This window comes from Streptomyces sp. NPDC014676 (assembly GCF_043084105.1).
Taxonomy (GTDB): Bacteria; Actinomycetota; Actinomycetes; order Streptomycetales; family Streptomycetaceae; genus Streptomyces.
The window spans coordinates 228,193-251,009 of record NZ_JBIBZI010000011.1; the positions used below are offsets into that span (position 1 = coordinate 228,193).

Consider the following 22,817-nt stretch of genomic DNA (forward strand, 5'->3'; position numbering starts at 1 on the left):
ACCAACGACGAGGAGACGCCGATGGCACCAGCCATCACCCTGGCCGCAGACGCGCCCACGCTGTCCGCCGCCAACACAGGGTTCATGCTCATCTGTTCCGCCCTGGTGATGCTCATGACCCCGGGTCTCGCCTTCTTCTACGGAGGCATGGTCCGCGTCAAGAGCACGCTGAACATGCTGATGATGAGCTTCATCAGCCTCGGTATCGTCACCGTCCTGTGGGTGCTGTACGGCTTCTCCATGGCGTTCGGCACCGACTCCGGGAGCGTCATCGGCTGGAACTCCGACTGGGTCGGACTGAGCGACATCGGCCTGACGGAGCTGTGGGACGGCTACACCATCCCCGTCTTCGTCTTCCTGGTCTTCCAGCTGATGTTCGCCGTCCTCACGCCCGCCCTGATCAGCGGCGCCCTCGCGGACCGCGTGAAGTTCACCGCGTGGGCGCTGTTCATCGCCCTGTGGGCCACCGTCGTCTACTTCCCGGTCGCGCACTGGGTCTGGGGCGCCGGCGGCTGGGCCTTCGAGCTGGGCGTCATCGACTTCGCCGGCGGTACGGCCGTCCACATCAACGCCGGTGCCGCCGCGCTCGGCGTGATCCTGGTGATCGGCAAGCGCGTCGGCTTCAAGAAGGACCCGATGCGCCCGCACAGCCTCCCGCTGGTCATGCTCGGCGCCGGTCTGCTGTGGTTCGGCTGGTTCGGCTTCAACGCCGGCTCCTGGCTCGGCAACGACGACGGCGTCGGCGCGCTGATGTTCGTCAACACCCAGGTCGCCACCGGTGCCGCCGTCCTCGGCTGGCTCGCCTACGAGAAGATCCGCCACGGCGCGTTCACCACGCTGGGCGCCGCCTCCGGCGCGGTCGCCGGTCTGGTCGCCATCACCCCGGCCGGCGGCGCGGTCTCCCCGCTCGGCGCGATCGCCGTCGGTGTCATCGCCGGTGTGCTGTGCGCCATGGCCGTCGGCCTCAAGTACAGGTTCGGCTACGACGACTCCCTCGACGTCGTCGGCGTCCACCTCGTCGGCGGCATCCTCGGCTCCCTGCTCATCGGCTTCTTCGCCACCGGCAAGGGCCAGTCCGACGTCGCGGGCCTCTTCTACGGCGGCGGCCTGGACCAGTTCTGGAAGCAGTGCGCCGGTGTCTTCGGCGTCCTCGCCTACTCCCTGGTCGTCTCCGCGGTCCTCGCCTTCCTCCTCGACAAGACCATCGGTATGCGAGTCTCCGAGGACGACGAGGTGGCCGGCATCGACCAGGCCGAGCACGCCGAGACCGCATACGACTTCAGCGGCGCCGGCGGCGGCGCGGCCCGCACCGCCGCCACCGCCCCCGTCGCCCCGGCCGAGAGCAAGAAGGTGGACGCATGAAGCTCATCACCGCCGTCGTGAAGCCGCACCGGCTCGACGAGATCAAGGAGGCCCTGCAGGCCTTCGGAGTACACGGACTGACCGTCACCGAGGCCAGCGGCTACGGCCGTCAGCGCGGCCACACCGAGGTCTACCGCGGTGCCGAGTACACCGTCGACCTGGTGCCCAAGATCCGCATCGAGGTGCTGGTCGAGGACGACGACGCCGAGCAGCTCATCGACGTCGTGGTCAAGGCGGCCCGCACCGGCAAGATCGGTGACGGCAAGGTCTGGTCGATCCCGGTCGAGACGGCCGTACGGGTGCGGACCGGCGAGCGCGGTCCGGACGCCCTCTGACACACGAGAACGGGAGCCGCCGGGTGACGAGTACGGACGTGACGAAAGAAGCAGAGGACTCGGGACCCGGCGGTTACGCGGCGGCCCGGCTGCGCCTCCTCACCGAGGACGCGCGGTCCGGGCCGCCGCGCCGCAGTGCCCTCGCGGACCTCACCGACGACTGGCTCGGCGGACTGTTCGCGGCGGGCGCGCAGGAGGCGCGCGGGGTGTCCCTGGTCGCCGTGGGCGGCTACGGGCGCGCGGAACTCTCCCCGCGCAGCGACCTCGATCTGCTCCTGCTGCACGACGGCACCGACCCCGATGCGGTCGCCGCCCTCGCGGACCGCCTCTGGTACCCCGTCTGGGACCTGGGCCTCGCCCTCGACCACTCCGTCCGCACCCCGGCCGAGGCGCGCAAGACCGCGGGCGAGGACCTCAAGGTGCAGCTCGGACTCCTGGACGCCCGGCACATCGCCGGTGACCTCGGCCTCACCACCGCGCTGCGCACGGCGGTGCTCGCCGACTGGCGCAACCAGGCGCCGAAACGCCTCCCCGCCCTGCGGGAGCTGTGCGAGGAACGTGCCGAACGCCAGGGCGAACTGCAGTACCTCCTGGAACCCGACCTCAAGGAGGCCCGCGGCGGACTGCGCGACGCCACCGCCCTGCGCGCGGTGGCCGCCTCCTGGCTCGCCGACGCCCCGCGCGAGGGCCTCGCCGACGCCCGCCGCCGGCTCCTCGACGTACGGGACGCCCTGCACCTGACGACCGGGCGGGCCACCGACCGGCTCGCGCTCCAGGAACAGGACCAGGTCGCGGCCGAACTGGGCGTGCTCGACGCGGACGTGCTGCTGCGGCAGGTCTACGAGGCCGCGCGGGTCATCGCCTACGCCGGTGACGTCACCTGGCGCGAAGTCGGCCGCGTCCTGCGCTCCCGCGCGGTGCGGCCCCGACTGCGTGCCATGTGGGGCGGCGGGAAGCCGGCGCCCGAGCGTTCCCCGCTGGCCGAAGGGGTCGTGGAACACGACGGCGAGGTGGTGCTCGCCCGCGCGGCGCGCCCCGAACGCGACCCCGTGCTTCCCCTGCGCGCCGCGGCCGCCGCCGCCCAGGCCGGGCTCCCGCTCTCCCTGCACGCCGCACGGCGCATGGCCACCGGGGCGCGCCCCCTGCCCACGCCGTGGCCCGCCGAGGCACGGGAACAGCTCGTGACCCTGCTGGGCTCCGGCCGCCCCACCGTCGAGGTCTGGGAGGCACTGGAGGCGGAGGGCCTGGTCAGCCTGCTGCTGCCGGACTGGGACCGGGTGCGCTGCCGTCCGCAGCGCAACGCCGTGCATCTGTGGACCGTCGACCGGCACCTCATCGAGACCGCCGTACGCGCCTCCGCGTTCACCCGCCGCGTCAGCCGCCCCGACCTGCTGCTGGTCGCCGCGTTGCTGCACGACATCGGCAAGGGCTGGCCCGGCGACCACTCGGTGGCCGGCGAGGTCATCGCCCGGGACGTGGCCGCCCGCATCGGCTTCGACCAGCACGACGTCACGGTGATCGCCACTCTCGTGCGTCACCATCTGCTGCTCGTCGAGACCGCCACCCGGCGCGACCTGGAGGACCCCGCCACGGTGCGCGCGGTGGCGGAGGCCGTCGGCACTCAGGGCACCCTCGAACTGCTGCACGCCCTCACCGAGGCGGACGCCCTCGCCACCGGGCCCGCCGCCTGGTCGTCCTGGCGCGCCTCGCTCGTCACCGACCTGGTCGAACGGGTCTCCGCCGTGCTCTCCGGGGACGCCCCGGACGGGCCCGAGGAAGCCGCGCCCACCGCGGAACAGGAGCGCCTCGCGATCGAGGCCGTCGCCACGGGCGCGCCCGTGCTGTCCCTGCGGGCACAGACCGAGCCGCCCGCCGAGCCCTCCGGCGACCCCGAACCCCTGGGCGTGGAACTGCGCATCGCCGTACCCGACCAGGCGGGTGTGCTGCCCGCCGTGGCCGGGGTGCTCGCCCTGCACCGGCTGACCGTGCGGACCGCGGAGCTGCGGGCGGTGGACCTCCCGGACGGCGTGGACGGCTCCGTGCTGCTGCTGGACTGGCGGGTCGCCGCCGAGTACGGCTCCCTGCCCCAGGCCGCCCGGCTCCGCGCGGACCTCGTACGCGCCCTCGACGGCAGCCTGGACATCGCCGCCCGCCTCGCCGAGCGGGACGCCGCCTACCCGCGCCGCCGGGGCATGATCGCCCCGCCGCCGCGCGTGACGGTCGCCCCGGCCGCCTCCCGGCACGCCACCGTGATGGAGGTCCGCGCGCAGGACGCGCCGGGCCTGCTGTTCCGGATCGGACGGGCGCTGGAGGACGCGGCGGTACGGGTGCGGAGTGCACATGTGAGCACACTGGGCGCCAACGCCGTCGACGCCTTCTACGTGACCGGCACCGAGGGAGCCCCGCTGCCCTCCGAGGAGGCCGCGGCGGTGGCCCGGAAACTGGAGGAGACGCTGCGGGCGTGACCGCGCGGTCGTCCCGTGCGGTGACCGAGTGTGGTCCCCGCCGCCGCGGGGTGGTCCGGAACGTGCCCTTGGCGCTCAGGTGTGTCCTGCGGGTTCCCGGCGAAGCGGGGTGTTCGTCTCCTCCACCGACGTCGGTGGAGGGGACGATTCGCTTGCCGGTCCGGATACCCTGGAGGGCAGCCCGTACCGACTCCGACCCTGAGGACCGACGCCGCCGTGTTCGATACTCTCTCCGACCGCCTCAGCGCGACCTTCAAAAATCTCCGCGGAAAAGGCCGGCTGAGCGAAGCGGACATCGACGCCACGGCGCGTGAGATCCGCATCGCCCTCCTTGAAGCGGACGTGGCCCTGCCCGTCGTCCGGGCCTTCATCAAGAACGTGAAGGAGAGGTCGCTCGGCGCCGAGGTCTCCAAGGCGCTGAACCCGGCCCAGCAGGTTCTCAAGATCGTGAACGACGAACTCGTCACGATCCTGGGTGGCGAGACCCGCCGGCTGCGCTTCGCCAAGCAGCCCCCCACCGTGATCATGCTGGCCGGTCTGCAGGGTGCCGGTAAGACCACCCTCGCGGGCAAGCTCGGCCGCTGGCTGAAGGAGCAGGGCCACTCGCCGGTGCTGGTCGCCGCCGACCTCCAGCGCCCCAACGCCGTCAACCAGCTCAGCGTCGTCGCCGAGCGCGCGGGCGTCGCCGTCTACGCGCCCGAGCCGGGCAACGGCGTGGGCGACCCGGTGAAGGTCGCCAAGGACTCCATCGACTTCGCGAAGACCAAGGTCCACGACATCGTGATCGTGGACACCGCCGGCCGCCTGGGCATCGACCAGGAGATGATGCAGCAGGCCGCGGACATCCGTGACGCCGTCTCCCCGGACGAGATCCTGTTCGTCGTCGACGCGATGATCGGTCAGGACGCCGTCAACACCGCCGAGGCGTTCCGCGACGGCGTCGGCTTCGACGGCGTGGTGCTCTCCAAGCTCGACGGTGACGCGCGCGGTGGTGCGGCGCTGTCGATCCGGCAGGTCACCGGCAAGCCGATCATGTTCGCGTCCAACGGTGAGAAGCTCGACGACTTCGACGCCTTCCACCCGGACCGGATGGCCTCCCGCATCCTCGACATGGGTGACCTGCTCACCCTGATCGAGCAGGCGGAGAAGACGTTCAGCCAGGAAGAGGCCGAGAAAATGGCCTCCAAGCTGGCGTCGAAGAAGGGCCAGGACTTCACCCTGGACGACTTCCTGGCCCAGATGGAGCAGGTCCGGAAGATGGGCAGCATCTCGAAGCTGCTCGGCATGCTCCCCGGCATGGGCCAGATCAAGGACCAGATCAACAACCTGGACGAGCGGGACGTCGACCGTACCGCCGCGATCATCAAGTCGATGACCCCGGCCGAGCGCCAGGAGCCGACGATCATCAACGGCTCGCGCCGTGCCCGTATCGCCAAGGGCTCCGGTGTCGAGGTCAGCGCCGTGAAGGGCCTGGTCGAGCGGTTCTTCGAGGCCCGCAAGATGATGTCCCGCATGGCCCAGGGCGGCGGCATGCCGGGGATGCCCGGGATGCCGGGCATGGGCGGCGGTCCGGGCCGCACGAAGAAGAAGCAGAAGCAGGCCAAGGGCAAGCAGCGCTCCGGCAACCCGATGAAGCGCAAGCAGCAGGAGCAGGAGGAGGCCGCGCGCCGCGCCGCCGCCGCGGAGGGCGCGGGCGCCTTCGGGCTGCCGCAGCAGGGCGGCAAGGACTTCGAGCTGCCCGACGAGTTCAAGAAGTTCATGGGCTGAGACCCGCGCCGGTACGTCACCGGGGGTGCCCCTCGCGCGAGGGGCACCCCCGGTGACGTGTCTCAGGGCGTGCGCGCGACGAGGTACCGGAACACGTTCGGCATCCACACGGTCCCGTCCTGCCGCTGGTACGGATGCAGGGCCTCCGCCAGTTCCTTGTCGACCTGCGCCTGGTCCGTGGCCGTGACCGCCGGGTCGAACAGCCCGGTCGACTTCAGGCCCCGTACCGCGCTGTCCGCGTCGGCGTAGCCGAACGGGCAGGCCACCCGCCCGGAGCCGTCCGGCCTCAGCCCTGCCCGCGCGGCGACCCGCTCCAGGTCGTCGCGGTCCGTGGGGCGCCAGGTGCCCGCGCCGCGCAGCGGCTCCGCCAGCTTGGTGGCCACCCGGAGCACGGACGCCGTGGCACACCGCTCCGGCGGACCCCAGCCGGCCAGCACCACGGCCGCTCCGCGCCCGGCGAGCGGCACCGCCTCGGCGAGCAGACCGGCCAGCCCCTCCGCGTCGCCCGCGAGGCAGCCGATCGGCTCGAAAGCGGTCACCACGGTGTACGCGTCCGTACGAGCGGCCTGGGCGGGTGAGCCGTGCACGATCCGGTGGCCGGCCCGCGCGCGTGGCTCCCGCTGCTCGTCGGGCAGCAACCGCTCCCGCGCGAGGGCCAGCCGGTCGGCACAGGTGTCGACACCGGTGACCGCGGCACCGCGCGAGGCCGCCATCAGCAGGGCCAGCCCGGAGCCGCAGCCGAGGCCGAGCAGCCGAGTCGCGGATCCCACGTCCAGTCGCTCATAGACGGCCTCGTAGAGCGGTACGAGCATCCGCTCCTGGATCTCGGACCAGTCACGCGCGCGTGCACGCAGGTCCACACGGGGGAGGGCCTCCGTGCGAGGCGGGTGCTGCCGCACGAGCGTAGGTGTCATAGGTAAGCGCCCCAATCAGCCGAGAGTTGCCGCAGTTCCCCGTTCCCTGGCCCCCGTGCAGTGCGCCCGCACACCCCCCGTATGCCAGGAAACTCCGCCCTCGTCGTGTCGTCCAGTGGAATGCGGCCGCGGTCGGCAGTCGGCGTGTGCCAGTGGCAAGAATTCACATTCCGGTAATCCCGGACCGTCCGGTCCGCCACGGCGAAGCCACCCGTACGCCGGTTCCGGCCAAGGTCCACGGAACCGGGAGCGGCTTGTGGCGGGGCGGTGCGCGGTCGCGGGGACGGACCCGGTAACGTCGCGCCCGTGGCGTGCCCGCCGAGCCGGGCGCCGGGTCCCCGCGAGAGCGACCGAAACGCCTCTTGCGTACCCGCGGGCCTCACGCGCGCCGCCGCGCGGAGACCGCTTACACGTGGGGGCGTACGTCAGCCTACGCACCACCTTGAGGCGAGCTGCGAGGCTTCTCCGCAGATCAGCGCACCCGTACTCGTCAGGACGCATCAGCGGCAACTGACGGGTACGTGCAAATTATTTGGGATGCCCCGGAATCGGAACACAGAGGCACCCAGGCTCGTTGTCATTACGTGAGCACGACACAGACACCACCTGTTCTCGCCGCAGAGCTGGCGCAGGCGTGGGCCGATATTCAGCGGTACCACCCCGAGCTGCCCGATCTTGCCGCGCCCGAGTCCCTGATCGGGGAGTCGTCGTCCGCGTGCGGTCACGAACTCTCCTTCGAACGACTGCTGCACGAGGCAGTCCACGGCGTCGCCGCCGCGCGCGGTGTACGCGACACATCCCGCGCCGGCCGCTACCACAACCGCAGATTCCTCGCGATCGCCGAGGAGCTGGGCCTGGACCACCCCGAGGAACCGCATCCCAGCAGCGGCTTCTCCCTGGTCACGCTCACCCCTGAGGCGAAGCGCCGCTACCGCCCGACGACGGAGCGCCTCCAGCGCGCCCTGAAGGCCCACTCCGCGGCGACCGCGGGCGACACGGCCCGCAGCTTCCGCGGACCGGCCGCGCGGCACGGCTCCTCCGGGGGCGGCGTCCGCGTCAAGGCCGTCTGCGACTGCGGCCGCAACGTCCGCGTCGTCCCCTCGGTCCTCGCCCAGGCCCCCATCGTCTGCGGAGGCTGCGGAAAACCCTTCCGGATCCCGGAAGTGGTGGCAGCGGCGAGCTGATCGTCTCAGGCATCTCGTGGGTGCCGGAGACGCGGGGTGGCCATCACTCGTGCCGCCCTCGCGCCCCCCCCCGTGCCGCTGGGGCGGCACGGGTGGGCTGGGGGTACCCCCTTTGGGGGAGGCACCCCGTAAGCGCCGGGCCGCGCGAACATCCCCCGGCCCACACCGGCACGGGGTATCCCTTACCGCGCCGCGCGACCCGCACCGGCGCCGGGCGCCCGTCAACCACGCCCACCCCTCGGTCACCCCCGCCCCACAGGGTGTGGCAGAATGGCCAGCTGTACTCGACAGCCGAACAGGACCCCTCTCTCCTCCGGCTGACGCGTCCATCGGGCACTCGGGTACCGCAACCCCACGCGGCACATCCCGTCGTGCCCAACCACGTCAAAATCAGGAGAGTCCACTCCCGTGGCAGTCAAGATCAAGCTGAAGCGTCTGGGCAAGATCCGTTCGCCTCACTACCGCATCGTCGTCGCCGACTCCCGTACCCGCCGTGACGGCCGGGCCATCGAGGAGATCGGCAAGTACCACCCGACGTACAACCCGTCGGTGATGGAGGTCGACGCCGAGCGCGTGGCGTACTGGCTCGGTGTCGGCGCCCAGCCGACCGAGCCCGTGCTCGCCATCCTGAAGAAGACCGGCGACTGGCAGAAGTTCAAGGGCGAGCCCGCCCCGGCCCCGCTGCTTCAGGCGGCCGAGAAGCCCGCCCGCCCGTCCTTCGAGGCGCTCGGTGGCGAGGACGAGGGCAAGGGTGAGGCGATCACCCAGAAGAAGAAGGCTGAGAAGAAGGACGAGGCCGCCGCCGAGTCCGCGTCGACCGAGGCCTGAGCATGCTCGAGGAGGCTCTCGAGCACCTCGTGAAGGGCATCGTCGACAACCCTGACGATGTGCAGGTCGCCTCGCGCAACCTGCGCCGCGGGCGCGTGCTCGAGGTCCGGGTCCACCCGGACGACCTCGGCAAGGTGATCGGCCGCAACGGCCGCACCGCACGCGCTCTGCGCACCGTCGTGGGCGCCATCGGCGGCCGCGGTGTCCGTGTCGACCTCGTCGACGTGGACCACGTCCGCTGACGCCGAACGCAGCACCGGCTCGGGCCGGGGAGGGCCACAGGGCCGTCCCCGGCCCGCAGTCGTACGAGCCGTGAACGGGCTCGTCGCAGTCCGACAGGAGATCAAGCACAGTGCAGCTGGTAGTCGCTCGCATCGGCCGCGCCCACGGCATCAAGGGCGAGGTCACCGTGGAGGTCCGTACCGACGAACCGGAGCTGAGGCTCGGGCCCGGTGCCGTCCTGACCACCGACCCCGCCTCCGTCGGGCCGCTCACCATCGAGACCGGCCGCGTCCACAGCGGCCGCCTCCTGCTGCGCTTCGAGGGCGTCCGCGACCGCAATGCCGCCGAGGCCCTGCGCAACACCCTCCTCATCGCCGACGTCGACCCGGACGAGCGGCCCGAGGACGAGGACGAGTACTACGACCACCAGCTGATCGACCTCGACGTCGTCACGAAGGACGGCGAGCAGGTCGGCCGGATCACCGAGATCTCGCACCTGCCCACCCAGGACCTCTTCGTGGTCGAGCGCCCCGACGGCACCGAGGTGTACGTGCCGTTCGTCGAGGAGATCGTCACCGAGATCGACCTGGAGGAGCAGCGCGCGGTCATCGACCCGCCGCCGGGCCTGATCGACGATCACACGGAGGTCGCCTCGTCCCGGGACTCCGGAGACGAGGCGTGATGCGGCTCGACGTCGTCACGATCTTCCCCGAGTACCTCGAACCGCTGAACGTCTCCCTCGTGGGCAAGGCACGCGCGCGCGGTCAGCTCGACGTCCACGTGCACGATCTGCGCGACTGGACGTACGACCGGCACAACACCGTCGATGACACCCCGTACGGCGGTGGCCCCGGCATGGTCATGAAGACCGAGCCGTGGGGAGACGCGCTGGACTCGGTCCTGGCGGACGGCTACGAGGCGGGCTCCCGCGAGCCGGCCCTGATCGTCCCCACCCCCAGTGGCCGTCCCTTCACCCAGGAACTCGCCGTCCGGCTCTCCGAGCGTCCCTGGCTGGTCTTCACCCCGGCCCGCTACGAGGGCATCGACCGCCGTGTCATCGACGAGTACGCCACCCGGATGCCCGTGTACGAGGTGTCCATCGGCGACTATGTGCTGGCCGGCGGCGAGGCCGCGGTCCTCGTCGTCACGGAGGCCGTCGCGCGGCTGCTTCCCGGCGTCCTCGGCAACGCCGAGTCGCACCGCGACGACTCCTTCGCGCCCGGGGCCATGGCGAGCCTCCTGGAGGGCCCCGTCCACACCAAGCCGCCGCGGTGGCGCGGGCGCGGCATCCCGGACGTGCTGCTCAGCGGCCACCACGGGAAGATCGCCCGCTGGCGGCGCGACGAGGCACTGCGCCGGACCACCGCCAACCGGCCCGACCTCATCGAGCGCTGCGATCCCGGGGCGTTCGACAAGAAGGACCGCGAGATGCTGTCCATCCTGGGCTGGGAACCGGATCCCGCCGGAGAGCCGTACGGCCGATTTTGGCGCAGGACCGGCGGCGTGGAAGAATAGGCCGCTGCTGTGCGTCGTCCGGCGTGCGCCCCTGCCGCAGGGGGACACGACGCCCGTCCCGAACCGCACGGCATCGACCTCAGCCTCTAGTTGCCGTTGATGACCTGCGGCATCAGCGAAGAAAGCAGACGAAATGTCTCACCTGCTCGACTCCGTCGACTCCGCGTCGCTGCGCAGCGACGTCCCCGCCTTCCGTCCCGGCGACACCGTGAACGTCCACGTGCGCGTCATCGAGGGCAACCGCTCCCGTGTGCAGCAGTTCAAGGGCGTGGTCATCCGCCGCCAGGGCGCCGGCGTGCGCGAGACCTTCACGGTCCGCAAGGTCTCCTTCTCCGTCGGCGTCGAGCGCACCTTCCCGGTGCACACCCCGATCGTGGAGAAGATCGAGCTCGTCACCCGCGGTGACGTCCGCCGCGCCAAGCTGTACTACCTGCGCGAGCTGCGCGGCAAGGCGGCGAAGATCAAGGAGAAGCGCGAGAACTGAGCGCTTTACCGGCGTCATATCGCGGCCGGATAGCATCTGGCCCCGATGGACACCGAAGCACAGCCGACGGAGCGCGACCGCTCCCTCCCCCCGGCCGGACCCGAGAACACCTCGGGGACGGCGGGGCCGGAGGGGCGGTCGCGTTCCGCGTTGGTGTCGCGCCTCACGCCATGGCTGCCCGGCGGGCGGATTACCCTGACCCTGCTGCTCTGCCTGCTGTTCCTGCTGGCGGTGAACACGTTCGTGGCGCGGCCGTTCCAGATTCCCAGCGGATCGATGGAACACGGATTGAGGGTCGGGGACCGCGTGCTCGTAAACAAGTTGGCATACCGCTTCGGCGCCGGGCCGCGGCGCGGTGACGTGATCGTGTTCGACGGCACCGGGTATTTCGGTGACGCCGACTACGTCAAACGGGTCGTCGGGGTGGGCGGGGACCGTGTGGTCTGCTGCGACGGAGAGGGGAGGATCCGGGTGAACGGCCGGTCGGTCGACGAGTCGGGCTTCCTGTTCCCCGGCGACAGCCCCTCCACGGTGCCCTTCGACGTCGTCGTGCCCGACGGGCGCCTGTTCGTCCTGGGCGACCACCGCAGCGATTCCAGTGACTCCCGCGACCACCTCGGCTCGCCCGGCGGCGGCATGATCCCGGTCGACGGCGTGATCGGCCGCGCCGACGGGATCGTATGGCCCTTCGACCACGCCACCCGGCTGCACCGGCCCGACGCCTACGCGCGCGTGCCCGCCCCGGGGAGGAACGCGGCGGAGGACGCCCATGGGTAACCGCGGCAAGCCCCGCGGCGTCCCGGACAGCGCCGCGGAGAACCTGCTGCCCACCGGCTCCCGCCGCGCGGCCGGTCCGAGCCCCGGACGCAGCCGGGCCGAGCGGCGCAAGCTCCAGCGCAAGGTCAAGCGGCGCCGCAGGCGCAGCGCCGTCAAGGAGATCCCCCTCCTCGTGGGCGTCGCCGTGGTGATAGCGCTGGTGCTGAAGACGTTCCTCGTCCAGGCCTTCGTCATCCCGTCCGGCTCCATGGAGCAGACGATCCGGATCGGCGACCGGGTGCTGGTCGACAAGCTCACCCCGTGGTTCGGATCCAAGCCGCAGCGCGGGGACGTCGTCGTGTTCAAGGACCCCGGCGGCTGGCTCCAGGACGAGCAGACCACGCCGAAGAAGGACGACCCCGTCGGGATCAAGCAGGTCAAGGACGGTCTCACCTTCATCGGACTGCTGCCGTCCGAGAACGAGAAGGACCTCATCAAGCGGGTCGTCGGCGTCGGCGGCGACCGCGTCCAGTGCTGCGACAAGCAGGGCCGGGTCACCGTCAACGGCGTCCCCCTGGACGAGGACTACCTGTACCCCGGCAACGCCCCGTCCACGACCCCGTTCGACGTCACCGTCCCCGAGGGGCGGCTGTGGGTGATGGGCGACCACCGGGCGAACTCCGCCGACTCCCGTTCCCACCAGGACACCGACTACGGCGGCACCGTCTCCGAGGAGGAGGTGGTGGGCCGGGCCATGGTCATCGCCTGGCCGCTCGGCCACTGGAGCACCCTGGAGGAGCCGACGGCCTACGCGTCCGTGTCGGACTCGGCGCCGGGGTCGACCGCGGCCGCCCCGCTGTCGCATAGGGTTGCCCCGGACGACCCCGATGGGATGGTCCAGCTCCCGAGCCCTGCGGAACTCCCGCTCGTTATGGGAGTGGTGGGCCTGCGCCGGGCATGGCGCGGGCGGCGGCAGAGAGTGAGGAGTTGGCGTGGGGGATGCGGCGGTTGGCGCACGGTCCGGGCGTGGGGGCGAGGAGCACCGCGGACGTCCCGTGGAAGCGGCAGGTCCGGCGGCTGACGACTTCGTGGCCTCCGGGAACGGCTCCCCGGCGGGTGACGGTGAGGGACCCGGGGACGGGCGCCCTCCCACGGCGCAGGGCGGTTCGGGCGACGACACCCCCCAGGCGCAGCGGCCCCGCTCCTTCTGGAAGGAACTGCCGATCCTGATCGGTATCGCGCTGGTGCTGGCGCTGCTGATCAAGACGTTCCTGGTGCAGGCGTTCTCCATCCCCTCCGACTCGATGCAGAACACCCTCCAGCAGGGTGACCGGGTGCTCGTCGACAAGCTCACCCCCTGGTTCGGCTCCGAGCCCGAGCGCGGTGAGGTCGTGGTCTTCCACGACCCCGACAACTGGCTGGCCGGCGAGCCGACGCCCGACCCGAACCTCCTGCAGAAGGCCCTCAGCTGGATCGGTCTGATGCCGTCCGCGGAGGAGAAGGACCTGATCAAGCGGGTCGTCGGGGTCGGCGGTGACACGATCGAGTGCAAGGGCACCGGCCCGCTGAAGGTCAACGGCACGGCGCTGAACGAGCCGTACGTGTACCCCGGCAACACCCCGTGCAGCCAGGACGACCAGGGCGGCCAGTTCAAGGTGAAGGTCCCCGAGGGCCACATCTGGGTCATGGGCGACCACCGGCAGAACTCCCGGGACTCGCGCTACAACCAGGGCGACAAGAACAACGGCATGGTCCCCGTGGACAAGGTCGTCGGCCGCGCCGTCGTCATCGCCTGGCCGGTCAACCGCTGGACCAACCTGCCCGTCCCGGACACCTTCGACCAGCCCGGCCTGGCCGCCGGACCGTCGCCCGCCGCGGTCCTGACGGCCGCGCCCCAGGGACTCGCGCTCGCGGGCGCGGTGCCGCTGGTGCTCTGGCGGCGCCGGCGGCACGGCGTCGGAGAGGGCCGCCGGGAGGGCTGACCCTGTCCGGTACCGCCGGGTAGGGTGCCGCCCATGAGTGGTCAGAGCACGACGCGTACGGTCCCTGGCAGCAGGAGCCCGGGCAGCGGGACCGGACAGCGTCTGTCCGGGCTGGCCGTGGCCCTGGGCCTGGTGATGTTCCTCGGCGGATTCGTCTGGGGAGCGGTGCTGTACCGGCCGTACACCGTGCCCACCCCGTCGATGGAGCCGACGATCGGTGCCGGTGACCGGGTGCTGGCCGAGCGCATCGACGGCGCCGACGTCCGCCGTGGTGACGTGGTCGTCTTCACGGACACGACGTGGTCGGACCTGCCCATGGTGAAGCGGGTGGTCGCCGTCGGCGGTGACACGGTCTCCTGCTGCCGGGACGGCAAGCTGGAGGTCAACGGCGAGGAGATCGACGAGCCGTATCTCTCCGAGGGCACGGCGGCCGAGTTCGGCGCCATCCCCGAGGTGACCGTGCCGAAGGGGCGCCTGTTCCTGCTCGGTGACGAGCGCTCCGGGTCGCTGGACTCCACGGCCCATCTGACCGACGCCGCCGGCGGCACCGTCTCCCGCGACACGGTCCAGGCCAGGGTCGACGCCGTGGTCTGGCCGATGAACGGCATGCTCAAGGCTCCCACCGGCTTCGAACGGCTCGGCGCGCTCTCCTCGCCGGGCCCGCTCAGGACCGTCGTCGCGCTGGTGATCGCCGGTGCCGTGCTCATTCTCGGCGGAGCCGCGTACGGTCCCTTCGCCAAGCGGGCGGGCGCGTCCCGGACCCGGGCCGACGCGGGGACCGCCGGTGCCCGCTGAGCCCGTCCCGGCGGCCGGGGACTCGTACACGGGCGGACTGCGCAGGGTCGCCCGGGTCGTCCTGCTCGACCCGCGGGACCGCATCCTGCTGCTGCACGGCCATGAACCGGACGACCCGGCCGACGACTGGTGGTTCACGCCCGGCGGCGGCGTGGAGGGCGACGAGACCCGTGAACAGGCCGCCCTGCGGGAACTCGCCGAGGAGACCGGCATCACCGAGGTCGAACTCGGCCCCGTGCTGTGGCGGCGGAGGTGCTCCTTCCCGTTCGCCGGCCGCCGCTGGGACCAGGACGAGTGGTACTACCTCGCCCGCACCACCCGGACCGCGACGGCGGCCACGGCGCTGACCGAGCTGGAGCGGCGCAGTGTCACCGGAGCCCGGTGGTGGACGTACCCGGAACTCGCCCGGGCGCATGAGACGGTGTATCCGACCAGACTCGCCGGGCTGCTGCGCACGCTGCTCGACGAAGGCCCCCCGGCCGGACCCGTGACCCTGGACACCGAAATCGTCCAGTGACGCCCGGGACTGGCGCACAATGGTGGGATCGCACGGCTGAAGGGGAACATGCCATGAGCGCCGAGGACCTCGAGAAGTACGAGACCGAGATGGAGCTCAAGCTCTACCGGGAGTACCGCGATGTCGTCGGTCTGTTCAAATACGTGATCGAGACCGAACGGCGCTTCTACCTCACCAACGACTACGAGATGCAGGTGCACTCGGTCCAGGGCGAGGTGTTCTTCGAGGTGTCGATGGCGGACGCCTGGGTCTGGGACATGTACCGGCCGGCCCGGTTCGTGAAGCAGGTACGCGTACTGACGTTCAAGGACGTGAACATCGAGGAGCTCAACAAGAGCGACCTGGAGCTGCCGGGCGGGTGACCGGCGTACTCGTGCGGGTGACGGAATTGTCCACAGCCGCCGAGTTCCGCACCAAGATCCACTCCGTCGGGCGGGATGCGTGACCGTTGGCGCCGGAGGTGGTGCCGACATGAACGCACAGAACCCGCGGAACACGAACGTACGGAACCCGCGGAACACGAACGCACAGAACACGAACGCACGGAACCCGCGGAACACACGGAGTGCGCGGGACTCGCATCGGGCACGCAGCGCACTCGGCAGGTACGGCGAGACACTGGCCGCACGGCGGCTGACCCAGGCCGGGATGACGGTCCTGCAGCGCAACTGGCGGTGCGGCAGGACCGGCGAGATCGACATCGTGGCCCGCGACGGGGACGCCCTGGTCGTCTGCGAGGTGAAGACCCGCAGGGCAGGACCCTTCCAGCACCCCATGGAGGCGGTCACGGCGGCCAAGGCCGACCGCCTGCGGGGCCTCGCCGAACGCTGGCTCCAGGAACACGGGGGAGCACCGCCCGGCGGTGTCCGCATCGACCTGGTCGGCGTGCTGCTGCCGGCCCGTGGCGCACCCGTGGTCGAGCACGTCCGGGGGGTGGCCTGACATGGGGTTCGCGCGTACGTGCTCGGTGACGCTGGTGGGCGTCGAGGGCGTGGTCGTGGAGGTCCAGGCCGACCTGGAGCCCGGGGTCGCGGCCTTCACCCTGGTGGGGCTGCCGGACAAGAGCCTGACGGAGAGCAGGGACCGGGTCAGGGCGGCCGTGGTCAATTCCGGCGGCGAGTGGCCGCAGAAGAAACTCACCGTGGGACTCAGCCCCGCGTCGGTCCCGAAGGCCGGCAGCGGTTTCGACCTGGCCGTCGCCTGCGCCGTGCTCGGCGCCGCCGAACGGATCGATCCACGGGTGCTCGGCGACATCGTCATGATCGGCGAGCTGGGCCTCGACGGCCGGGTGCGGCCGGTGCGCGGCATCCTGCCCGCCGTACTGGCCGCGGCCGGCGCGGGATACGAGCAGGTGGTGGTACCCGAGTGCGCCGCCGCCGAGGCCTCGCTGGTGCCGGGCGTATCCGTCCTGGGCGTCCGCAGCCTGCGCCAGCTGATCGCGGTGCTCACCGACGAGCCCGTGCCGGAGGAGGAGGACGCCGGGGACCGGACGCGCCCCGACCCGCTGCTGGCGGGGCTGCGCGCCCCGGGCACCGGGGCGGACACCGGGATGCACGGCGTCGGCGCGGCGTCGCACGACCAGGGCCCTGACTTCGCGGACGTCGTGGGCCAGCTCGCGGCACGGACGGCCGTGGAGGTGGCCGCGGCGGGCGGACACCATCTTTTTCTTGAGGGACCGCCGGGCGCGGGCAAGACCATGCTCGCGGAGCGGCTGCCGTCGATCCTGCCGCCGCTGGACCGGCAGGCCTCGCTCGAGGTGACGGCCGTGCACTCGGTGGCGGGACTGCTCCCCGTGGACAAGCCCCTGATCGACACGGCCCCCTACTGCGCCCCGCACCACTCGGCCACCATGCAGGCACTCGTCGGCGGCGGCGGCGCCACGGTCCGGCCGGGAGCGGTGTCCCTCTCGCACCGGGGCGTCCTCTTCCTGGACGAGACCCCGGAGTTCAGCGGCAAGGCCCTGGACGCCCTGCGGCAGCCGCTGGAGTCCGGACACGTGATCATCGCGCGCAGCGCCGGTGTCGTGCGCTTCCCGGCGCGCTTCCTGATGGTGCTCGCCGCCAACCCGTGCCCCTGCGGGCGCTTCTCGCAGACGAACGAGCAGTGCGAGTGCCCGCCCTCGGCGATCCGCCGCTACCAGGCCAGGCTGTCCGGACCGCTGCTCGACCGGGTCGACCTGCGGGTCGAGGTCGACCGCGTCACACGTGACGAACTGACGGCGGGCGGCACCCGGGGCGACACCACCGCCACGGTCGCCGACCGGGTGCGCGCGGCCCGGGGCCGTGCCGCGGCACGGCTCGCCGGCACCCCGTGGCGCACCAACAGCGAGGTCCCCGGACGGGAGCTGCGCAGCCGCTGGCACGCCGCCCCCGGCGCCATGGACGACGCCGAGCGGAGCCTGGAACGGGGCGTGCTCACCGCCCGGGGACTCGACCGGGTCCTGCGGGTCGCCTGGACCGTCGCCGACCTGGCCGGCCACGAGCGGCCCGGCGCCGCGGACGTCGCCCTCGCCCTGCAACTGCGCACCGGCGTCCCGCGCGGGGTGCCCATGGCCATCGGGGCGGGGGTGTGAGCGCCGTGGAGGGACCCGGCGAAGAACCGCTCGGCCGGGTCTTCCTCACCCGGGTCGTCGAACCCGGTGACGAGACCGGCGGCCGCTGGGTGCGGGAGCTCGGCGTGGACGCCGTGGTGCGACGGCTGCGGGAACGGGGAGACCCGCTGCCGGGGGTGAGCGGCAAGCGGTGGGCCGGGCTGCTGGCCCGGGCCGAGCGGGCCGACCCGCACAGGGACCTCGCCGTCGCACGGGACGCCGGAGTGCGCTTCGTGGGCCCCGGCACCCCGCAATGGCCCGGACAGCTCGACGACCTGGGCGACGCCCGGCCGCTCGGGTTGTGGGTGCGCGGGGGAGCGGACCTGCGGATGTGGGCGCTGCGCTCGGTCGCCGTCGTCGGCGCCCGCGCCTGCACCGAGTACGGCGCGCACATGGCCGCCACCCTCTCCGCCGGCCTCGCCGAACGCGGCTGGATCGTGGTCTCCGGCGGCGCCTACGGGGTCGACGGCGCCGCCCACCGCGGTGTCCTCGGCGCGGGCGGCGCCACCATCGCCGTACTCGCCTGCGGAGTCGACCGGCCCTACCCGCGCGGTCACACCGGGCTGATCGGCAGAATCGCCGAACAGGGACTGGTCGTCGGCGAGTTGCCGCCCGGTGAGCACCCGACACCGAGCAGGTTCATCCTCCGCAACAGGGTGATCGCCGCGCTCACCCGGGGCACCGTCGTCGTCGAGGCCGCCCACCGCAGCGGCTCCCTGGTGACCGCCCGGGCGGCCCGTCGGCTGGGACGCCACACGATGGGAGTACCGGGGCCGGCCACCAGCGGGCTCTCCGCCGGGGTGCACGAACTGCTGCGGCAGGACGCGGTGCTGGTCACCGATGCCGCCGAGGTCGTCGAACTGGTCGGTGACATGGGTGAACTCGCGCCGGAACGCCGGGGGCCGGTGCTGCCCCGGGACCTGCTCGACCCGGCCGGACGGCAGGTCCTCGCCGCGCTGCCGGGGCGCGGAACGGCCCGGCCGGAGGAGATCGCGCTCGCCGCGCAGACCACCCCGGACGACGCGATCGCCAGACTGTACGAACTGCGAGCACTTGGTTACGTCGAACGACACGGCGACGGCTGGAAGTTGACGCGCCAGGCGATGATCCCGGTCCGGGACGGTCCCGAGCCCCGCTGACACAGCGTGTTCGGCCGTCCGGGGGAACCCCGACACCCCTTGGAATTTACGTCAGTTGGGCTACCTCGTCGATCACTCAGAGCGACGGGCGTGCCCCGGTGGAACGGCACCCGGAACGAATCTGCGCACGGTCCCACCTCGCTTCTTCGCACACCGCGACGCCGTAGTCACGCTACGCTCACGAGGATCCGACACGGACAGGCAAGGACAGGCACCCAGACATCGGACAGACAGCGCATCCAGGCAGCACCAGTCCACGGCAGAACGGCACAAGGCGACGAATGCCCCAGCACACCTCCGGGTCCGACCGGGCGGCGATCCCCCCAGCCGCCCGCGACGGTGGCAGCGTGCGGCCGCCCGCTCCCTCGACGCTCGACGAGCTGTGGCGGTCGTACAAGGCGACGGGGGACGAAAGACTGCGGGAGCAGCTGATCCTGCACTACTCGCCGCTGGTGAAGTACGTCGCCGGCCGGGTCAGTGTGGGGCTGCCGCCCAATGTCGAGCAGGCGGACTTCGTCTCCTCCGGGGTCTTCGGGCTGATCGACGCGATCGAGAAGTTCGACGTCGACCGGGAGATCAAGTTCGAGACCTACGCGATCACCCGCATCCGGGGCGCGATGATCGACGAGCTGCGGGCGCTGGACTGGATCCCGCGCTCGGTGCGGCAGAAGGCGCGCAACGTGGAGCGCGCCTACGCCACGCTGGAGGCGCGGCTGCGCCGCACGCCGTCGGAGAGCGAGGTCGCCGGTGAGATGGGCATCACGGTGGCCGATCTGCACGCGGTTTTCAGCCAGTTGTCGCTGGCGAACGTCGTCGCCCTGGAGGAGCTGCTGCACGCCGGGGGGGACGGCGGCGATCAGCTCAGCTTCATGGACACGCTGGAGGACACCGCCGCCGACAACCCGGTGGAGGTGGCCGAGGACCGGGAGCTGCGGAGGTTCCTCGCGCGGGCCATCAACACGCTGCCGGAGCGGGAGAAGACCGTGGTCACGCTGTACTACTACGAGGGGCTCACCCTCGCCGAGATCGGCAATGTGCTGGGCGTGACCGAGAGCCGGGTCAGCCAGATCCACACCAAGTCCGTGCTGCAGCTGCGCGCGAAACTGGCGGGCTTCGGCCGCTGAGCCCCTCCGGTCCGGAGCGGGCCGGTCCTCTGGCCGTCACGGGCGGGGCGTCCGTAAAGTGGTCGACGTGCCAAGGATTCGAGCGGCCTCCGTGGCCGAGCACCGGTCGATGCAGCGAGCCGCCCTGCTGGACGCGGCACGCTCCCTGCTGTCCGAGGGCGGTACGGAGGCGCTGACCTTCCCGGCCCTCGCCGAGCGCACCGGCCTCGCGCGTTCGTCCGTGTACGAGTACTTCCGCTCGCGGGCCGCCGTGGTCGAGGAGCTGTGCGAGGTCGACTTCCCGGTCTGGGCGGCGGAGGTCGAGGCGGCGATGGCGGTCGCCGACGGCGCCGAGGCCAAGATCGAGGCGTACGTCCGCAAGCAGCTGGAACTGGTCGGAGACCGGCGGCACCGCGCCGTGGTCGCGATCTCCGCGAGCGAACTCGACGCCGGCGCCCGGGAGAAGATCCGCGCGGCCCACGGCGGCCTCATCGCGATGATCGTCGAGGCCCTGGCCGACCTGGACCACGCCGAGCCCCGCCTCGCGGCGATGCTCCTCCAGGGCGTGGTCGACGCGGCCGTACGCCGTATCGAGCTGGGCGCGGCGGAACATCCCGAAGCGATCACGGAAGCGGCCGTCTCGATGGTCCTCGGAGGCGTACGCGGCTGACGCCCCGCCACGACGGCATCCCCCTGACCCCTCCTCCGGCTGCCGCCGGGACCCCTTCCCCGGCTTCCGCCACCCCGGACCGCCATGGACCACGCCTGATCCGGCCACACGGCTCCGGTGTGGCCGCGCCCGTCGGCGGTCGCTCCTTCAGGGCCGTTCGGGGGCGTGGTCCGGTTCCTGTGGTCCTGTACCGGCGTGAGTGTCTTCGGTCCGGCCGTGCGGGGGCTGTCGGTGCCGGCCGGGTCCGGCCGTACGGCTCCGGTGTGGCCGCGCCCGTCGGCGGCCGTTTCTTCGAGGTGTCCGGCGGTGGTGCCCGGCTCCCGCGGCCCTGTACCGGTGCGGGACGCGCTCGGTCCGGTCCTGGCCCGGATGCGCGCTTCTCCTCAGGCGGGCATCGGCACCCCGAGCACCGGCAGCAGTCGTGACGGGCCTCTGCGCAGGAGCCATGGGGGGAGCAGGGTGAGCGGATCCAGGTAGGTGTCGTTCCTCAGCAGGCCCCAGTGGACGCAGGGGGCCGCGCAGTGGGAGCCCGTGGGTTCCACCGTGCCGATCACCTCGCCCGCCGTCACCTCGTCGTCCTCGGCCACCGACGCGCGGACCGGTTCGTAGGTGGTGCGCAACGGGGGATCACCCGTGCCGGACAGTTCCACCGAGACGACGCCCTTTCCGGCCACCCGGCCCGCGAAGGAGACCCGGCCCGCCGCCACCGCCCGGACCGGTGTCCCCGGTGGAGCCGCCAGGTCCACGCCCCGGTGCCCGCGCCCGTACACCGTCGCCGGCGGCTCCCAGCCGCGCAGTACCCGTGGCCGTACCCCCACCGGCCACGCCCGTCCGACGACCGGCGTCCCGGCCTCCCCGTCCGTCGGCGCCACCCCCGCCGCCCCCGCCGCGGACAGGCCCGGCGGGGGCGGGGCCAGCAGCGCCGCCAGGGTCAGGACCACCAGAAGAACCAGTCGCGTACACGCCCTCGTGAATGCACTCTTTCGCATGCGGCGGAGCCTTCCGGACCTCCGTGATCACCGCCCGGACCTGTGGACCACCGGCCGTTTGTGGACAACGGCGTCACCCGGCGCCTCGTGGGTCCCGTACACTTCTGGTGGCGACCCGGGCCACCGGGTCGACTTCGCACGCCCCGACATCAGGACCGGTCACGGCCGGACCCCGGATGTCAGCGCCCCTCGGTCCTTCGTGGCAACGGCGCGTCGCGGGCGTCAGGCGCGGGAGCCGTCCGGCATCCGCGGCACAACCGAGAAATTCAAGGAGATACGGCCATGGCCGTCGTCACGATGCGGGAGCTGCTGGAGAGCGGCGTCCACTTCGGTCACCAGACCCGTCGTTGGAACCCGAAGATGAAGCGCTTCATCTTCACGGAGCGCAACGGCATCTACATCATCGACCTGCTCCAGTCGCTGTCGTACATCGACCGCGCCTACGAGTTCGTCAAGGAGACCGTCGCCCACGGCGGCACGGTCATGTTCGTCGGCACGAAGAAGCAGGCGCAGGAGGCCATCGCCGAGCAGGCCTCCCGCGTCGGCATGCCCTACGTCAACCAGCGCTGGCTGGGCGGCATGCTCACCAACTTCTCGACCGTCTACAAGCGTCTGCAGCGCCTCAAGGAGCTCGAGCAGATCGACTTCGAGGACGTGGCCGCCTCCGGCCTCACCAAGAAGGAGCTGCTGGTCCTCTCCCGCGAGAAGGCCAAGCTGGAGAAGACCCTCGGCGGTATCCGCGAGATGCAGAAGGTGCCCAGCGCCGTCTGGATCGTGGACACCAAGAAGGAGCACATCGCGGTCGGCGAGGCCCGGAAGCTCAACATCCCGGTCGTCGCCATCCTCGACACCAACTGCGACCCCGACGAGGTCGACTACAAGATCCCGGGCAACGACGACGCGATCCGCTCCGTCACCCTGCTCACCCGCGTGATCGCCGACGCCGTCGCCGAGGGCCTGATGTCCCGCTCCGGTGTCGCCGAGGCCGGCAAGGGCGAGAAGGCCGCCGGTGAGCCGCTGGCCGAGTGGGAGCGCGACCTGCTCGCGGGCGAGAAGAAGGCCGAGGAGGCCGCTCCGGCCGCCGCCGAGGCCGAGCAGCCGGCTGAGGCCCCCGCCGCCGAGGCCGCCCCGGCTGCCGAGGACGCCCCGGCTGCCGAGGACGCCCCGGCCGCCGAGGCCGAGCAGGCCTGACCGCCCCGT

General features: G+C 72.0%; 24 protein-coding genes. 22 read left to right on the plus strand and 2 right to left on the minus strand.

Going from position 1 to position 22,817, the window contains the following annotated elements; translation table 11 throughout:
- Positions 1-21 precede the first annotated feature (21 nt).
- The 4 genes from ACF1DX_RS28110 to ffh all read left to right on the plus strand — a co-directional run bounded on the left by ACF1DX_RS28110 (position 22) and on the right by ffh (position 5,929).
- Entirely contained in the window at positions 22-1,362 is a 1,341-nt protein-coding gene (locus ACF1DX_RS28110) for an ammonium transporter (protein ID WP_391793923.1), read from the plus strand.
- The gene (locus ACF1DX_RS28115; protein ID WP_030231663.1) at positions 1,359-1,697 is read left to right on the plus strand and encodes a P-II family nitrogen regulator; all 339 of its coding nucleotides are present in this window, start codon (positions 1,359-1,361) and stop codon (positions 1,695-1,697) included. Before ACF1DX_RS28110 ends, ACF1DX_RS28115 begins: the two co-directional genes overlap by 4 nt.
- Before the next feature lie 23 nt (positions 1,698-1,720).
- Entirely contained in the window at positions 1,721-4,162 is a 2,442-nt protein-coding gene (locus ACF1DX_RS28120; protein ID WP_391793924.1) for a [protein-PII] uridylyltransferase, read from the plus strand.
- Between the two features lie 216 nt (positions 4,163-4,378).
- The gene (gene ffh / locus ACF1DX_RS28125) at positions 4,379-5,929 is read left to right on the plus strand and encodes a signal recognition particle protein (protein WP_391793925.1); all 1,551 of its coding nucleotides are present in this window, start codon (positions 4,379-4,381) and stop codon (positions 5,927-5,929) included.
- A gap of 62 nt (positions 5,930-5,991) precedes the next feature.
- On the opposite strand, the gene ACF1DX_RS28130 is transcribed toward ffh, so the two are convergent.
- Positions 5,992-6,843, minus strand: coding sequence for a methyltransferase domain-containing protein (locus tag ACF1DX_RS28130; RefSeq protein ID WP_391793926.1), 852 nt, complete (start codon positions 6,841-6,843; stop codon positions 5,992-5,994).
- A gap of 584 nt (positions 6,844-7,427) precedes the next feature.
- On the opposite strand from ACF1DX_RS28130, the gene ACF1DX_RS28135 reads away from it, so the two are divergent.
- The 17 genes from ACF1DX_RS28135 (at position 7,428) to ACF1DX_RS28215 (ending at position 20,628) form a co-directional block, all read left to right on the plus strand.
- On the plus strand, positions 7,428-8,027 hold the full coding sequence (locus ACF1DX_RS28135) for a hypothetical protein (RefSeq protein ID WP_030866134.1): 600 nt from the start codon (positions 7,428-7,430) through the stop codon (positions 8,025-8,027).
- Positions 8,028-8,435: 408 nt separating this feature from the next.
- Complete coding sequence (rpsP, locus tag ACF1DX_RS28140; RefSeq protein WP_030866131.1) at positions 8,436-8,855, plus strand: 30S ribosomal protein S16; 420 nt, start codon at positions 8,436-8,438, stop codon at positions 8,853-8,855.
- A gap of 2 nt (positions 8,856-8,857) precedes the next feature.
- On the plus strand, positions 8,858-9,097 hold the full coding sequence (locus ACF1DX_RS28145; RefSeq protein WP_003973401.1) for an RNA-binding protein: 240 nt from the start codon (positions 8,858-8,860) through the stop codon (positions 9,095-9,097).
- Between the two features lie 110 nt (positions 9,098-9,207).
- The gene (gene rimM / locus ACF1DX_RS28150) at positions 9,208-9,759 is read left to right on the plus strand and encodes a ribosome maturation factor RimM (RefSeq protein WP_391793927.1); all 552 of its coding nucleotides are present in this window, start codon (positions 9,208-9,210) and stop codon (positions 9,757-9,759) included.
- On the plus strand, positions 9,759-10,592 hold the full coding sequence (trmD, locus tag ACF1DX_RS28155) for a tRNA (guanosine(37)-N1)-methyltransferase TrmD (RefSeq protein ID WP_391793983.1): 834 nt from the start codon (positions 9,759-9,761) through the stop codon (positions 10,590-10,592). Before rimM ends, trmD begins: the two co-directional genes overlap by 1 nt.
- Before the next feature lie 133 nt (positions 10,593-10,725).
- On the plus strand, positions 10,726-11,076 hold the full coding sequence (gene rplS / locus ACF1DX_RS28160) for a 50S ribosomal protein L19 (RefSeq protein WP_004924850.1): 351 nt from the start codon (positions 10,726-10,728) through the stop codon (positions 11,074-11,076).
- 45 nt (positions 11,077-11,121) lie between these two features.
- Positions 11,122-11,853 carry a signal peptidase I gene (lepB, locus tag ACF1DX_RS28165; RefSeq protein ID WP_391793928.1) on the plus strand — a complete coding sequence of 244 codons (732 nt, stop codon included), beginning with the start codon at positions 11,122-11,124 and terminating at the stop codon, positions 11,851-11,853.
- Positions 11,846-12,913, plus strand: a complete 1,068-nt coding sequence (lepB, locus tag ACF1DX_RS28170) for a signal peptidase I (RefSeq protein ID WP_391793929.1) — start codon at positions 11,846-11,848, stop codon at positions 12,911-12,913. The genes lepB (ACF1DX_RS28165) and lepB (ACF1DX_RS28170) overlap by 8 nt, the downstream gene beginning before the upstream one ends.
- A complete protein-coding gene (gene lepB, locus ACF1DX_RS28175; RefSeq protein WP_391793930.1) occupies positions 12,825-13,814 on the plus strand; it encodes a signal peptidase I in 990 nt (329 codons plus the stop codon). Before lepB (ACF1DX_RS28170) ends, lepB (ACF1DX_RS28175) begins: the two co-directional genes overlap by 89 nt.
- A 33-nt stretch (positions 13,815-13,847) precedes the next feature.
- Entirely contained in the window at positions 13,848-14,609 is a 762-nt protein-coding gene (lepB, locus tag ACF1DX_RS28180) for a signal peptidase I (RefSeq protein ID WP_391793931.1), read from the plus strand.
- On the plus strand, positions 14,599-15,126 hold the full coding sequence (locus ACF1DX_RS28185; protein ID WP_391793932.1) for an NUDIX hydrolase: 528 nt from the start codon (positions 14,599-14,601) through the stop codon (positions 15,124-15,126). The genes lepB (ACF1DX_RS28180) and ACF1DX_RS28185 overlap by 11 nt, the downstream gene beginning before the upstream one ends.
- A gap of 53 nt (positions 15,127-15,179) precedes the next feature.
- The gene (locus ACF1DX_RS28190) at positions 15,180-15,488 is read left to right on the plus strand and encodes a DUF2469 domain-containing protein (RefSeq protein WP_003965949.1); all 309 of its coding nucleotides are present in this window, start codon (positions 15,180-15,182) and stop codon (positions 15,486-15,488) included.
- A 256-nt stretch (positions 15,489-15,744) separates the two neighbouring features.
- On the plus strand, positions 15,745-16,068 hold the full coding sequence (locus tag ACF1DX_RS28195) for a YraN family protein (RefSeq protein ID WP_051767441.1): 324 nt from the start codon (positions 15,745-15,747) through the stop codon (positions 16,066-16,068).
- Between the two features lies 1 nt (position 16,069).
- Positions 16,070-17,698 (plus strand): YifB family Mg chelatase-like AAA ATPase, encoded by a 1,629-nt coding sequence (locus ACF1DX_RS28200; RefSeq protein WP_391793933.1) that lies wholly within the window; start codon positions 16,070-16,072, stop codon positions 17,696-17,698.
- Positions 17,695-18,855 carry a DNA-processing protein DprA gene (dprA, locus tag ACF1DX_RS28205; RefSeq protein WP_391793934.1) on the plus strand — a complete coding sequence of 387 codons (1,161 nt, stop codon included), beginning with the start codon at positions 17,695-17,697 and terminating at the stop codon, positions 18,853-18,855. Before ACF1DX_RS28200 ends, dprA begins: the two co-directional genes overlap by 4 nt.
- A gap of 281 nt (positions 18,856-19,136) precedes the next feature.
- The gene (gene whiG, locus ACF1DX_RS28210) at positions 19,137-19,979 is read left to right on the plus strand and encodes an RNA polymerase sigma factor WhiG (protein WP_085573035.1); all 843 of its coding nucleotides are present in this window, start codon (positions 19,137-19,139) and stop codon (positions 19,977-19,979) included.
- A 91-nt stretch (positions 19,980-20,070) separates the two neighbouring features.
- Positions 20,071-20,628 carry a TetR/AcrR family transcriptional regulator gene (locus ACF1DX_RS28215; protein ID WP_391793984.1) on the plus strand — a complete coding sequence of 186 codons (558 nt, stop codon included), beginning with the start codon at positions 20,071-20,073 and terminating at the stop codon, positions 20,626-20,628.
- 383 nt (positions 20,629-21,011) lie between these two features.
- Here the strand turns inward: ACF1DX_RS28215 and ACF1DX_RS28220 are convergent, their stop codons facing one another.
- Entirely contained in the window at positions 21,012-21,617 is a 606-nt protein-coding gene (locus ACF1DX_RS28220) for a M23 family metallopeptidase (protein ID WP_391793935.1), read from the minus strand.
- A 282-nt stretch (positions 21,618-21,899) separates the two neighbouring features.
- On the opposite strand from ACF1DX_RS28220, the gene rpsB reads away from it, so the two are divergent.
- The gene (gene rpsB, locus ACF1DX_RS28225; protein WP_391793936.1) at positions 21,900-22,808 is read left to right on the plus strand and encodes a 30S ribosomal protein S2; all 909 of its coding nucleotides are present in this window, start codon (positions 21,900-21,902) and stop codon (positions 22,806-22,808) included.
- The last annotated feature ends 9 nt before the right edge of the window (positions 22,809-22,817 follow it).

What these genes read in the sequence shown, in the direction of transcription:
- ACF1DX_RS28220 (WP_391793935.1), bottom strand. Translation starts at nt 21,617, where the DNA reads ATGCGAAAGAGTGCATTCACGAGGGCGTGTACGCGACTGGTTCTTCTG.
- rpsB (WP_391793936.1), top strand. Translation starts at nt 21,900, where the DNA reads ATGGCCGTCGTCACGATGCGGGAGCTGCTGGAGAGCGGCGTCCACTTC.
- ACF1DX_RS28145 (WP_003973401.1), top strand. Translation starts at nt 8,858, where the DNA reads ATGCTCGAGGAGGCTCTCGAGCACCTCGTGAAGGGCATCGTCGACAAC.
- lepB (WP_391793928.1), top strand. Translation starts at nt 11,122, where the DNA reads ATGGACACCGAAGCACAGCCGACGGAGCGCGACCGCTCCCTCCCCCCG.
- ACF1DX_RS28190 (WP_003965949.1), top strand. Translation starts at nt 15,180, where the DNA reads ATGAGCGCCGAGGACCTCGAGAAGTACGAGACCGAGATGGAGCTCAAG.
- lepB (WP_391793929.1), top strand. Translation starts at nt 11,846, where the DNA reads ATGGGTAACCGCGGCAAGCCCCGCGGCGTCCCGGACAGCGCCGCGGAG.
- ACF1DX_RS28110 (WP_391793923.1), top strand. Translation starts at nt 22, where the DNA reads ATGGCACCAGCCATCACCCTGGCCGCAGACGCGCCCACGCTGTCCGCC.
- lepB (WP_391793931.1), top strand. Translation starts at nt 13,848, where the DNA reads ATGAGTGGTCAGAGCACGACGCGTACGGTCCCTGGCAGCAGGAGCCCG.
- ACF1DX_RS28200 (WP_391793933.1), top strand. Translation starts at nt 16,070, where the DNA reads ATGGGGTTCGCGCGTACGTGCTCGGTGACGCTGGTGGGCGTCGAGGGC.
- ACF1DX_RS28130 (WP_391793926.1), bottom strand. Translation starts at nt 6,843, where the DNA reads ATGACACCTACGCTCGTGCGGCAGCACCCGCCTCGCACGGAGGCCCTC.
- whiG (WP_085573035.1), top strand. Translation starts at nt 19,137, where the DNA reads ATGCCCCAGCACACCTCCGGGTCCGACCGGGCGGCGATCCCCCCAGCC.
- rplS (WP_004924850.1), top strand. Translation starts at nt 10,726, where the DNA reads ATGTCTCACCTGCTCGACTCCGTCGACTCCGCGTCGCTGCGCAGCGAC.
- trmD (WP_391793983.1), top strand. Translation starts at nt 9,759, where the DNA reads ATGCGGCTCGACGTCGTCACGATCTTCCCCGAGTACCTCGAACCGCTG.
- ACF1DX_RS28115 (WP_030231663.1), top strand. Translation starts at nt 1,359, where the DNA reads ATGAAGCTCATCACCGCCGTCGTGAAGCCGCACCGGCTCGACGAGATC.